This window comes from Aquimarina aquimarini (genome assembly GCF_900299535.1).
Taxonomy (GTDB): domain Bacteria; phylum Bacteroidota; class Bacteroidia; order Flavobacteriales; family Flavobacteriaceae; genus Aquimarina; species Aquimarina aquimarini.
In genome coordinates, this window is the sequence record NZ_OMKE01000006.1 from 54,459 (window position 1) to 67,984 (window position 13,526).

The window sequence follows — 13,526 nt, forward strand, 5'->3', positions numbered from 1 at the left end:
CAATAAGTCGATTTTAGAAATGTTAGAGAACCGTTAACTATTAATTTATATTAATTCTAAATAAAACAAAATAACAATTTTAAACTATTAAACTTTACCTTTGCATTAAATCAATTTGTAATGAGAATATTAAACACTTCGAACTATACACCCTTATTTAGTTTTTTCTTTTTAATTATCAGCACTTTAAGTGCTCAAGATGATACAGATCAAACCTCAAATCAAAACACTTTTGTTCAAGCAAACACGTATTCACAACCAGAAGCTTCTGTCACTATCAACCAAGATCCCAAAATAAAAATGCTTCTTGACATAAAGTCAAAAATGGAAAAAGACGGAGAGTTTAGCGATCGTTATAAAATCCAGCTATATTATGGAAGCTTAAACAAGGCAAATGAAATTGTAAGAGCATCTAAAGAAGCTTTTCCTGACTGGGATTCATCTATCCAATGGGAGACTCCTAATTATAAAGTATGGATAGGGAATTATCGCACAAGACTAGAAGCTGACAGAGCTTTAAAAGAAGCACACACAAAATTCCCTAACGCATTTATATTTAAACCCGAAAAAAAGTAATAAGACATACCACATATAGAAAAACTCCTGAAAGCAATTTCAGGAGTTTTTTTATTCCGTTTACTTCAACAGAAACACCCTCTTATTTACATATCTCAAAAACCATGAATTCGTATAATTTTACCTAAAAAAGATAGCCAAATCAAGTGATTCTTTCTGAAACGAAATAAAGAAAACCTATCCAAAAAAACCAGTTTTTATAACAAAAGACAATACACCCTCATACTTTTTCTTTTTACGAGTCAAAAAAATACTTAAAAAACACAGTTTCTTGACACCAAATTAAACAAGAACACCCCATAATAATACCACTTAGTTTCCCGAACTCACAACAACTATATAAACACAAAAACCATTAAACAAAGTGGTTTTTAAAAAGAAAATAGAGAGAATATATAGATATTAAGGTTTTGAAATAAACAACCTATTCTTAATGCATTTTTCTAATCTCTATAAATCAAGAAAACACTCTAAACAACAAAGTTTCTTCAAACGAAATCAGTCTAGCACCACTTCTTTTAAACCACAAAAGCTAATCAATCTTATCATACTACCCTAAGAAAAAGCGAAAAGGCCAATAACTTTCGTTATTGGCCTTTTTTAAATTTATAGTTAAAAGAAATATTACAATTTCTTTTTCACTGCTACTTCTTGATATGATTCTACCACATCACCTATTTTTATATCATTGTAATTCTTCACCTGTAATCCACAATCGTATCCTTTAGCCACCTCTTTTGCATCGTCTTTAAAACGTTTAAGCGAAGCCAATTCTCCTGTATAAACTACAACTCCTTCTCTAATCAATCTGATTCCAGAATTACGATAAATCTTACCTGTCAATACCATACAACCAGCAATTGTTCCAACTTTAGAGATCTTAAATGTCTCTCTAATTTCAGCTGTACCCGTAACTTCTTCTTTCATTACTGGAGACAACATCCCTTCCATCGCATCTTTAAGATCATTAATAGCATCATAAATAATCGAATATGTTCTGATGTCTATTTCTTCCTTGTCTGCAACTTGTCTTGCATTTCCAGCTGGCCTCACATTAAATCCAATAATAATCGCATCAGATGCAGATGCTAATAACACATCACTTTCTGTTATTGCCCCTACCGCTTTATGGATTATATTTACATGAATTTCTTCTGTAGATAATTTCTGGAATGAATCTGTTAACGCTTCTACAGAACCATCTACATCTCCTTTTAGAATTATATTAAGTTCTTTAAAGTCCCCTAACGCAATTCTACGTCCAATTTCATCAAGCGTAATATGTCTTTGTGTACGAACAGATTGCTCTCTATGTAATTGTGCTCGTTTTGATGCTATATCTTTTGCCTCTCTCTCATCTTCTAATACATTAAACTTATCTCCTGCTTGTGGCGCACCATCAAGTCCTAAAATAGAAACTGGTGTAGAAGGCGCTGCTTCTTTTACATTATTCCCTCTCTCATCATGCATTGCTTTTATCTTACCACTATTCTTACCTGCAAGAACGTAATCTCCTATACGCAGTGTACCTGTCTGTACTAATATTGTAGACACATACCCTCTTCCTTTGTCCAAGAACGCTTCTACAACTGTTCCTGATGCCAAACGATTTGGATTTGCTTTAAGCTCAAGTATTTCCGCTTCAAGAAGCACTTTTTCTAATAATTCTTTTACTCCTAATCCTGTTTTTGCAGAAATATCATGGGATTGAATTTTTCCTCCCCAATCTTCTACCAATAAATTCATAGAAGCTAATTTTTCTTTTATCTTTTCAGGGTTTGCTTCAGGCCTATCTACTTTATTTATAGCAAATATAATTGGAACTCCAGCTGCTTGTGCATGACTTATTGCTTCTTTAGTCTGTGGCATCACATCATCATCTGCTGCAATCACAACAATCGCCAAATCCGTTACCTGAGCACCACGAGCACGCATTGCTGTAAAGGCTTCGTGACCTGGTGTATCTAAAAAGGCTATTTTTTGTCCATTATCTAACTGCACCCCATACGCTCCGATATGCTGAGTTATTCCTCCACTCTCTCCTGCAATTACATTTTCTTTTCTAATATAATCCAGCAACGATGTTTTACCATGATCAACATGACCCATCACTGTTACTATTGGAGCTCTATTCTCTAAATCTTCTGGCGCATCAACAACCTCCTCTATAGCTTCTTCTATATCAGCTGTTACGAAATTCACTTCATACCCAAACTCATCTGCTACTATAGACAATGTCTCCGCATCCAAACGCTGATTCATCGTCACCATAATCCCAAGAGACATACATGCTGAGATTACTTCTGTAGTAGATATACTCATCATCGTTGCTACTTCTGACACAGTAACAAATTCTGTTACCTTAAGCACTTTACTTTCTTGTTCTTGCTGCGCTACATCATCCTCAGCTTTTTGACGGTGTTGATCTCTTTTATCTCTACGATATTTTGCTGCTTTAGATTTATTAGATTTCCCTTGTAATTTCTCAAGAGTCTCTCTTACTTGCTTTTGTACTTCTTCTTCACTTGGCTCCTCTTTAACAACAGCAGGTCTTTTTCCTTTTACAGGTCCTCTTCCACGGTTTCCACCTCCACGGTTTCCGCCTCCTCGATTTCCTCCACCAGACTGGCCTCCAGGTCTACCGCCACCTGAACCTTGGTTTCCATCTTTACTTATTCTTCTACGACGTTTCTTTGCAGCATCTCCAGCAGAAGATTTTTTATCTGATTTATCATCTTTCTTTTTAGCAGGCTTTTTAAACTGAGTTAAATCAATTTTTTGACCTGTAAAATTAGGACCATCTAGTTTTTTATACTGCGTCTTAACTTTTTCTGGCTCTGAGGAAACTACAGGTTGTTCCTCTGGCTCTTTAGGCTTTTCCTTTTTGCTCACCTCTGGCTCTTTAGGTTTTTCTTTCTTCACTTCTTTTGGCGCAGGAGGTGCCTGTTTTGTTATTTTCAAACCTTGCTTTTTTGGCCTATTTGAAATCATCTCAGGTTCAGAACTTTTAACTTCTTCTTTCTTAGGAGTTTCTTTAGCAGAAGAAGTTTCTTTCACTTCTTCTTTTTTAGGCTCTTCAACCTCTTCACTCTTTTTACCCCCTAATTCTATTTTACCTACCTGTTTAGGTCCGTTTAATTTAGCCTTAGCTTTCACAACTTCACGAGCCTCAGCACGCTTACGTCTTTCTTCCTGCTCATGTTCGATTTGCACTCGCAATGCTTCTTTCTCTTTCTTCTTTTCTTCTCCAACTTCTTTTGAAGCCACCTTTTTACTCTTATCTGTTTGAAATTCATCAAACAAGAGCTTATAAATTTCTGAAGAAATTTTTGTAGTAGGACGCGCATCAATCTCGTGACCTTTTGAATTCAAAAAGTCAACAGCTCGATCTAGCGAGATATTGAATTCGCGTAATACTTTATTTAGTCTCATTGTTCCTGCTTCAGCCATAAACGCCTTATTATTTAATGCTCAAATATAATTAATTGTGATTATTAATCTTCAAATTCAGATTTTAAAATTCTAATCACTTCGCCTACTGTCTCTTCTTCAAGATCAGTTCGCTTTACTAAATCACTAATATCCTGTTCCAAAATACTCTTAGCAGTATCTAATCCTATCTTAGAAAATTCTTCTATAATCCACGAATCTATTTCATCAGAGAACTCTGTTAATTCTACATCTTCCTCAACACCCTCTCTAAACACATCTATCTCAAAACCTGTAAGTTGACCCGCTAATCTTATATTATGACCACCTCGCCCTATCGCTTTTGAAACCTCTTCTGGTCTCAACATAACTTCTGCTCGGCTAGTCTCTTCATTAATTTTTATAGAAGTAACTTTTGCAGGACTTAGCGCCCTTGTAATAAATAATTGTAAATTATTAGTATAATTAATAACATCAATATTTTCATTACCTAGTTCTCTCACTATACCATGTATACGTGATCCTTTCATACCCACACACGCTCCAACTGGATCTATTCTATCATCATATGAATCTACCGCTACTTTTGCTTTCTCTCCTGGTATCCTCACTACTTTCTTAACACTGATTAACCCATCAAATACTTCAGGTATTTCAGATTCAAATAGTTTTTCTAAAAACAAAGGAGATGTTCTTGACATAATTATAGATGGCTTATTACCTTTAAGCTCTACAGATTCAATAACTCCTCTTACATTCTCTCCTTTTCTAAAAAAGTCTGAAGGGATCTGTCTATCTTTTGGCAAGATAATCTCATTTCCTTCATCATCCAACATAATTATCGCTCTATGTCGAATATGATGTACTTCTGCCGTATATATTTCTCCTTCTAACTCCTTAAACTGCTTATAAATATTGGTATTATCATGTTCGTGAATTCTAGAAATCAAATTCTGCCTCAATGCCAATATAGAACGTCTCCCCAAATCAATAAGCTTCACTTCTTCTGACACATCTTCTCCTACCTCAAAATCAGGTTCTATTCTTCTAGCTGCTGTTATTGATATTTCTTGATTATCATCCTCAACTTCTCCATCTGCAACAACGATACGGTTTCTCCATATCTCTAAATCTCCTTTATCAGGATTTATAATAATATCGAAATTATCATCACTACCAAACTTCTTCTTAAGAGCATTTCTAAACACATCTTCCAAGATCGACATCAATGTAACACGATCTATAAATTTATCATCCTTGAATTCTGAAAATGATTCTATTAATGCGATATTTTCCATATCAATATATTATTATTAAAATGTTATCATAACTTTTGCTTCTACAATATCTTTATAAGCTATAGCCGCTTCCTTAGTAACTGTTACCTTACCTTTACCAACAGGTTTTGGTTCTCTTGCTTTCCAAGTTAACTCAATTACATCTTCTGTTGCCGAAACAAGTTCTCCTTCTATAGTTTGCTCAGTTGTTTTCACTTTCAGCTTTCTACCAATGTTCTTCTTGTACTGGCGAACATGCTTAATCCCTTCTGAAACCCCTGCTGACATTACTTGAAGAGAAAAATCCTCTTCTTCTCTATCCAAATTATGCTCTATTGCTCTACTTATAGCAATACAATTTTCTACAGTAACACCCTCATCACCATCAATAATAATCTCAATACTATTACCTGAGTTAATCTTACTTTCAATTAAGAATAAAGACGGATTCTCTTGAAGCGCCTCATCTAATAAATTCTGAACTTTGTCCTTTAATGGCATAAATAGATAAAAAGAGGGGACTTCTCGTCCCCTCATCCTGGTTTTTTAATTTCAACGGTGCAAAGATAGTAATAATATCTTAGATACAAAATATCGCTGAGAATGAATTTATTCGTAAATTTAAGATACCATAGTATAGTCTCTTTTTCTTTAAGCTTCGATCTAGACAAGATTGAGATTCTAAATTCACAAAAACGGCAAACATACACACCTTACAAAAAAGTTATATCATGATAAAAAATATACTTGTACCTACCGATTTCTCAAGACAAGCAGAAAGTGCTCTGAAAGTTGCTGCCCAAATTGCAAAAAGAAATGATTCTAAAATCTTTTTGCTACATATATTAGAACTTCCGATTCACTTAACTGACTTGATGTCATCTGGCTCACCTGCTCCTGCACCAGAAGCTGTATTTTTTATGAAACAAGCTCATAAAAAATTTGAAGAAGTGCTCCAACAAGATTATCTGCAAGATATCGAAGTTATAGAAACAGTAAGTTTTGAAGATGTAATGCATGGTATTATCAACTCTAGCACCAAAAACAATGTTGATATCATTATCATGGGCTCTCATGGCTCTACTGGTTTTGAAGAATTATTCATAGGTTCTAATGCTGAAAAAATAGTTCGTACATCAAAAAAACCAGTCTTAGTAATTAAAGAGGATTGTGATATTTTTGAAATCAACGATTTTGTATATGCTACAAATTTTGATGATGAAGACAAACCTTGTCTGCAAGCTGCTTATGAGTTTTCAAAATCTATCAACGCAAAGCTTCACCTTGTATGGATCAACACAGCAAACGGCTTTAAGACCACACATGAGACTGAAGAAAAAATGAACAAAATGACCTCTTCTCTCTCCATACAAAACCATACCTTAAATATATACAACGATATTACTGTAGAAAAAGGAATCCTCAACTTTGCCAATTCAATTAATGCTGGCATGATTGGCATCAGTACCCATGGAAGAAAAGGAATATCACACTTTATAAACGGAAGTCTTGGAGAAGATGTTGTGAATCATGCAAAACGCCCAGTATTAACATTTAAGATATAATCGAAGTTTTTTTAAGACTAACCAGAAATTACAGACTCCTGCTCATTTGTTTCTAAGTAAAATTGCTACCAAAGTTTTGCTATATGTTGCATTGTCCCCCCCTTGTGAGAAGAAACAACTTTAAAATCATCAAACCCATCTTGTCTAAGGAAAAATGAAAACTCTGTGTCTAATGCTGAATCAGTGTAACCAGCAAAGAAATATTTTGCCCCATCAATTGTATTATTAAATTGAGTATAATCATAATCTACATCAAATCCTGTGAATGGGGTTACTTTCAGTGTTTTCAGATCCAGTACTACTGTCTTAAAATCTCCTCCTCCATAAATCGACCACCTCTGATCATATGAGTCTGGGTGGTTATACTCCTTAGCATCTACATAAGTAAAAACAAGCTTATTATCTAACATAAAGGTACTAGAAGCATAAAATGTAATTGGAAGGACATTGGACAGATCAACATAAAAATCTGAATCAAACGTTCCATCATCATTGAGTTTTAGTAAAGCAAAAGGATTTGGCAGGCTTGAATCATTTTCCTTAAAGTAAGGAGCTACAAAAGCATTTCTTCTTCCAGGAGCTAAATACTTTGTGCCTTCCTCATCTGAGAGAATATCAAGTCCGTTTGAATATAATCGGTCGTCCTTACTATATTCGATAGCACTAGTAGCTGGGTCAAAAATTGCTACCATTGCACCTGGTTTCACATAGTCCAAACAACAGGCAACAGGTGTTCCAAATTCAATAGACATTAAAATTTTTCCATTTGAAAGAGGGTATTTGAACCAATCTTTATACCAATCGATTTGTACACCAACATCAGGGAGTGCATCTACATTGTGAACTTTTGTGATCTTCATACTAGAAGGGTTCCACTCCACGATCACTCCTTCAGCAAGCTTAGAAAAAAAAGCCTGCGTATCTGATAGAAAAACGGGAGGCGCAACATCTCCTGAAATACCTAAATGTGCAAAATTAATAACTCCGTTCTTTGACACTTCCAAGGTAACCTTGTCTACACTCCATTTGGTTATAGTTGTATCATCACGACTCCAAGTATAAGGGTGCTCATTATAGGAATAAATTCTATTGTTTAACCCCAATTCGATTGCTTCAGACACCTTACTCTTAGATGGTATCTCTTCATGAACTTCCATATAATAAACTCTTCCTTCAGGTGTTTCCATTCGATAAGCTAAAACATGAGCTGATTCAACCTCAGGGTTTCCTGAATTTGGCTTACTCGAATTACCTTTGCCACAACCATTGAATAGCAGCACTAATATGGATATTACACTTAAAAATTTAATCATCCCCTCTTATTTTTATAGAGTTCAAAATTACATAATTATTTAAGTTAAAACTTTGTTGTTAGCTTTATAAAAATACTTCTACTTGGCTATTAACTCTAAAGTAATCAAAGGTCTTTATACTTGTTTGATTTTGTAGTTCCAATGTAAAGGGTTTTTCTAGTTTAGTAAATTCAAAAACATAGGACATATTAGACATGAGTTAATTGACCTATCACTTAAAACCCAAAATTATGCAAACTTGTATTTTATCAGCCAATATATACAACAAGAAAAGGCAAAAACAGATAGATCATCCTACACTAAATAAACGTATTCAAATTCGTAATGTATATTATCATTGGCCAACAAATAGTATCTGTGGTATAGGGTAAGACTTGGTTTTACCACATTCAACCACACTATTTTAATAAGATGAAGAACTCCTGCTTTTATATAAACTTTTATTCCTCCTTCCTAAAAGCTTTTATGTGGTTTTTAATTTCTTCTATATACAATTTAACCCTTAAATCTGCATATTGTCGTCCATCTTTTGTATTGGCTTTTCTAGGGTCACCTGAGACTCCTCGATGATCAAGTTGTGCATTTCCTCCCTTAATTGTATCACCTATGTCAAACAAATCTGGCCGAACATGCTTTTTTGAGATAGACATTATTTCAGAAACATCCCAATGACCACCATGTCCTCCTGCCGCTATGTTCCGTTTTTTAATTGACTCTTCAATTATCTCCCTTGCTTTTGCATAACCGCTACCTGCATAATACACATCTACTTTTTGGTTTCTATAGCTTGAGGCAAGTGTATCTGCCAATTGCCTAAGAGGTTGTTGACTATTATAATGGTCACACATTAAAATAATATGCGTAAAACCACTCGATATCATACTCAATGCTATTTCTTTATTGACATTATAAAAGGTTTGCTCTTCAAGAGATATTGTTCCTGGGAACTTTTTTAAGCTTATATGATTTGGAGCAAAAGGTATTATTGGAACAACAAGAGTCTTTCCTACACCTTTAGCAACCCTTTGGGCATAAGATTTCAATTTGAAGTTATGTTTTCCTAGTACCACATGCGGTCCAGTTGCCTCAGTTCCTCCGCTATAAATTAAAACAGTGGAATACCCTTCTTTTATTTTTTTATTAAGTTCTGCTGTTGTTAAATCTTCTATAAAAACAGAGTCATTAATCACCGGTTTATTTTCCCGTGCACAACAAGTTAGTATCAGCAAAAGAATGCACACGACTGATCCAATACTATTTTTAAAAATTTTCATTTTATTCATTATTAGTTTGTATTTCGACATGATTCACTTGTTGTTGTTGTTGTTGTTTGCAAACAGACTTATAAAATTCTAAATACTTTATTTAATGTGAGGATTAAATTTAAAGTAGAACAATGCATATTACTAGAATAAACCTTATCCAACAGTACACCTCAACCTAACTACTCTCCTTTGTTTCCAACAATAAAACAGCATTCTGCAGCATCTTTGACAAAACAAAAAAATCGCCTAGAAAGTAATTTCTAGGCGACCTATTGTTACTCCTTATTTTTTATTCTTCTTCGTTCCTTCATCCATTCTCATTAGACCTAGAATATCTCTACCTTCTACTGTTGCTCCCTTAGTAGCTGTACCTGTAGCAATATCTATCTGATAAATAGCTACCTCATTTTCTGCAACTATAGTAGGATACGCTTTTCCATCCTCAACAAATAAACCTGTTGCAAAATAACCTGATCTAAACAAAGGAATTCCGTCTATAACAGATACTGTTTCTTGAACTAGATCTACAATCGCAAGTTTCTGATTGAATACCGTATTATAAGCAGACCATAGATCTCCTACTTCAGGGTTGGTAATAATTGTAGCGAGTGCCTTATTGTTTCCTAGATACGCAAGACCAAATAGTTTTCCTTGTGCTTTTTCTTCAATATTAAAGAAATAATTTGCATCAAAATCCGTTTCTCCGTTTTTGATTTTCAATATTCCTGAAGGTTTTGTAGCTGGATCAGGATTAAAGCCTGCTCCTTTAGCTCCACAAGACAAGGTATAGATATCATCACTTTCGGTTTTTATAAGCGTAGACATGGATGCATTTACACCAATATTACAAGTTCTATCATCCTCGATTATTTTTAATGGAGTTTCTCCAATATTAGGATATGAATAAACAGCCATATAAGCTTTATTTGGTCTTAACGTTTGCCACTTCCCTTCTGCATCATGAACTTGATATGGTACAAACAAGTGGTTACCTCTTATCATAAGACCTGTGGGCATAGCCACTAATCCTTCTACCTCATCTTTCCATACATCTGTCTTTATTTTCTTTGTTACACGCACATCCTCCGCATCTACAAAGTATATTTCTCTCTGTAGGAATCCAGCTCCTTGTGGTATCTCCATTGCCAACACCGTTTTCTCATCTTCAGAAACCGTAAATCTCTGAAAAACATCGTCATACAAAAACGGCTTATCACTGACCACAACTTCACCACCATCATTTACATAAGAAATACAATTTAGGGTACTACTGGTATATCCAAAAGATAATAACGAAGAGTTCCCTACTGGCACACCAAATCTATATCCACTTGGCGCTTCTATACCTTTTCCTTCTGCAGATAATGTTCCAGACATAAGCCCATCGATATCATCAACACTTATTACATAGGTTTGACTTGGTTTGCTTTGATTTAAAAAAAGCTGCATAACTAGGCGAGATTTGTTCTCTGAGTCTGGATCAGGATTCGAGCCTACTGGCGCATCGTCATCCCCACTACATGAAGACAATAATATCCCTGCCATTAGAAATACTGACAGTGCTTTTGTTTTTATTTTATCACTAAATTTGCTGTTTATTTTCATCTTTATTTATTTTTAATTGTAATTAGACCTTCTAAAATTCAGGCCACTTATGATTCACTGATTTTTTACCGTTTATATCTTTAATTATTTCATATTTTTTTTAATTGTTTTTAGTTTTCTTTAATTCAGTACATTAAAAATTAGTTTTACGAAAAAGCTCCGTCCTGGTTTTTGTATCCTAAAATTATCATAAGCCTCAGTATCAAAAATGTTCAAACACGAAAGTGAAACATTGTAAGTATCCTTTTTTATGGAATATGCCAATGTTATATCATTAACAAACTGTTTAGGAATAACATTCTTAGTGCTTACATCTCCTAAGCCTTTCCAGGAAAGGAAAAAATCCTTTACATATCTACTATCAAAATAAATGGATAATTTGTTCTTTTTCTGGGCATCAAAAGGATGCACTGTTAATCTGGAATTTGCAAATAGGTATGGAATATTAGGAACTTCATTGTTATAATTTTCATTAGGCAGATCATTAACCGTCTTTGTTCTTTCTATAATTCTCTGATAAGTACCATTCAAATCAACAGAAAAATGTGGGTTTATTTTAAAGTTCAAACTAGCTTCAACACCTTGAGATCTTACGTTATTGATATTATTATATCTACTGTAAGGTCCTCCAACTGCACCTAGTTGAATAAAATTCTCTGAAAATCTCAAAAAAAGATTTGCTTCTGCCTTCAGGCGCATGTCCTTAAATCTTGTGGTATACAAAGCTCCAAAATTGATATTGTTGCTGTTTTCAGATTCTAGGTCTGGATTGTAAGTAATAAATGCCCCGTCTCCCAGAATTTCGTAATCATTAGGCAATCTATATGCTTTCTCAAAAGAAGTCTTTAAAAAAGTACTCTTAGCAACCTTATAAGAGAGTGTCCCTCCATACCCCGTTTTGTTTATTTTTGGCTCCGTAGATGTTAGTCGTCCATTTTGTTGTTCCTGAATTTCGATCTTTGCATTGTAAACAAATCTTTTTACAAATACTGATGCCCTGAGTTTATCATTTTGGCTTTTGTGGTCGTATGAAACACCCCCATAAATTTTATTTACATAGTTTGGGGTCTGAAACGTATTATTGAATTCATCTACCCTATCCTTACCTTTTCTCTTCAGATGGTTTTGAACAAAGCTTAGATTTATAGAATTCTTCTTGTTAATATGATAAGAAGAAGTTACAGTACTTCTTATAATATCGTCTGTGATTATAAAGAACCTTTTTCTATTATACACCTCTCCTTCGGGCGAGTCACTGCTTCTGAGGAAAGACTCTGCCGCCCAGTTGTATCTAAGTGATGAAGTATCTATAATTGTTCTTTTAACTCTACCTTTTAATATATTACCTTTTAAATCGAGTTTTCTCCATTTCTTCTTGTAGTGAAGCGAAAATAGATTTGTTTCTCCTTTGGAATGAAAATCTCCATATACAGTCTCAACATTAGTCTCTGGGTGTTGGTATTCTTTTTTGTTTTTACTACCTGTGTAAGCAACATATAACACATCTGCATATTTTTTACCTTTAACACCTGCTTTTCCGTTAAACATATAAGACCTGTAACTATCGTGAAATCTCCTAGTGGAAATGGTCTCTTCAAAATTTCCTAAATCAAGCTCATAGACATTCACATCATCCATTCGATAATTATTATCAGAATGATTATAAAACCCTGAAGCAGTGGCAAAAAGCCCTTTCTTATTTATATATTGACCATTGAGTGATGCTCTTTTAGTGCCAAAGGACCCCATAGAAACAGAACCGTTTAAGAATGATTTTTTTAGATCAATCGTGCTTATATTTATAGCTCCTCCCAAGGCATCTGACCCTAATTCTACAGGAACAACCCCTTTATATACCTCCATTTTTTTTATAAGATTTATAGGGAAATTATTTAGAGTCAAAGAAGAACCAAAATTCTCCATAGGTATACCATCCAAGAAATACCTTATCTTATTTCCCGAAAGACCGTTAACGTATAGTTCAAAACTTGAACCCATGCCACCACTTTCTCTAACCAGAATACCTGGAGTCTTTCTTATTACATCAGTAAGACTAAAAGGTTGAGCTTTGTATATATCAGCTTTAACAATGTCAATCTTATAACCAGTTTTTTTAACTTTCCGCTCCTCCGTTTCAACTAAAGATCTTACGATGACTTCATCTAGAGTACTTAGATCTTCGACAAGCACAAAATTGATTGTCTTCGTATCATTTGATACATCAACCGTTTTTTGTAAGGATTTATGTCCCAAATGTTTCGCTTCTAAATAATACGTTCCTTTCTCGAGGTCGTTGAAAGAAAAGTATCCCAAAGAATCAGTAATTACACCCTTACTTTTATTTATAACAATAGATGCATATTCTATAGGTTCACCCTTCTGATCACTAACTCTTCCACTAATGGATCCAGATTGAGAAAAACAATCAGTTATATAAACATTAGATAAGATGAATAAAAATATTATTATGTACGACTTTCTAAACAAACTCATTTT

General features: G+C 34.2%; 10 protein-coding genes. 3 read left to right on the forward strand and 7 right to left on the reverse strand.

What is annotated here, in order from left to right:
- Positions 1–120 precede the first annotated feature (120 nt).
- Positions 121–576 (forward strand): SPOR domain-containing protein, encoded by a 456-nt coding sequence (locus DG508_RS01825; protein ID WP_108866512.1) that lies wholly within the window; start codon positions 121–123, stop codon positions 574–576.
- 624 nt (positions 577–1,200) lie between these two features.
- Here the strand turns inward: DG508_RS01825 and infB are convergent.
- The 3 genes from infB to rimP are packed head-to-tail and all read right to left on the reverse strand — an operon-like array spanning position 1,201 to position 5,819.
- The gene (gene infB / locus DG508_RS01830) at positions 1,201–4,026 is read right to left on the reverse strand and encodes a translation initiation factor IF-2 (protein ID WP_108866513.1); all 2,826 of its coding nucleotides are present in this window, start codon (positions 4,024–4,026) and stop codon (positions 1,201–1,203) included.
- Positions 4,027–4,070: 44 nt separating this feature from the next.
- Entirely contained in the window at positions 4,071–5,303 is a 1,233-nt protein-coding gene (nusA, locus tag DG508_RS01835) for a transcription termination factor NusA (protein ID WP_103864514.1), read from the reverse strand.
- 15 nt (positions 5,304–5,318) lie between these two features.
- Positions 5,319–5,819 carry a ribosome assembly cofactor RimP gene (gene rimP / locus DG508_RS01840; protein ID WP_234418155.1) on the reverse strand — a complete coding sequence of 167 codons (501 nt, stop codon included), beginning with the start codon at positions 5,817–5,819 and terminating at the stop codon, positions 5,319–5,321.
- Between the two features lie 194 nt (positions 5,820–6,013).
- Here rimP and DG508_RS01845 point away from each other — a divergent pair, with 194 nt between their 5' ends.
- Positions 6,014–6,847 carry a universal stress protein gene (locus tag DG508_RS01845; protein WP_328515262.1) on the forward strand — a complete coding sequence of 278 codons (834 nt, stop codon included), beginning with the start codon at positions 6,014–6,016 and terminating at the stop codon, positions 6,845–6,847.
- 65 nt (positions 6,848–6,912) lie between these two features.
- Here the strand turns inward: DG508_RS01845 and DG508_RS01850 are convergent, their stop codons facing one another.
- Positions 6,913–8,160, reverse strand: a complete 1,248-nt coding sequence (locus tag DG508_RS01850) for a hypothetical protein (protein ID WP_108866514.1) — start codon at positions 8,158–8,160, stop codon at positions 6,913–6,915.
- A gap of 230 nt (positions 8,161–8,390) precedes the next feature.
- Here DG508_RS01850 and DG508_RS20920 point away from each other — a divergent pair, with 230 nt between their 5' ends.
- A complete protein-coding gene (locus tag DG508_RS20920) occupies positions 8,391–8,531 on the forward strand; it encodes a hypothetical protein (RefSeq protein WP_159090596.1) in 141 nt (46 codons plus the stop codon).
- A gap of 69 nt (positions 8,532–8,600) precedes the next feature.
- Here the strand turns inward: DG508_RS20920 and DG508_RS01855 are convergent, their stop codons facing one another.
- The 3 genes from DG508_RS01855 to DG508_RS01865 all read right to left on the reverse strand — a co-directional run bounded on the left by DG508_RS01855 (position 8,601) and on the right by DG508_RS01865 (position 13,523).
- Positions 8,601–9,350, reverse strand: coding sequence for a creatininase family protein (locus tag DG508_RS01855; RefSeq protein WP_159090598.1), 750 nt, complete (start codon positions 9,348–9,350; stop codon positions 8,601–8,603).
- A 357-nt stretch (positions 9,351–9,707) separates the two neighbouring features.
- Entirely contained in the window at positions 9,708–11,030 is a 1,323-nt protein-coding gene (locus DG508_RS01860) for a DUF4374 domain-containing protein (protein WP_108866516.1), read from the reverse strand.
- Positions 11,031–11,150: 120 nt separating this feature from the next.
- On the reverse strand, positions 11,151–13,523 hold the full coding sequence (locus DG508_RS01865; RefSeq protein ID WP_108866517.1) for a TonB-dependent receptor: 2,373 nt from the start codon (positions 13,521–13,523) through the stop codon (positions 11,151–11,153).
- Positions 13,524–13,526 lie beyond the last annotated feature (3 nt).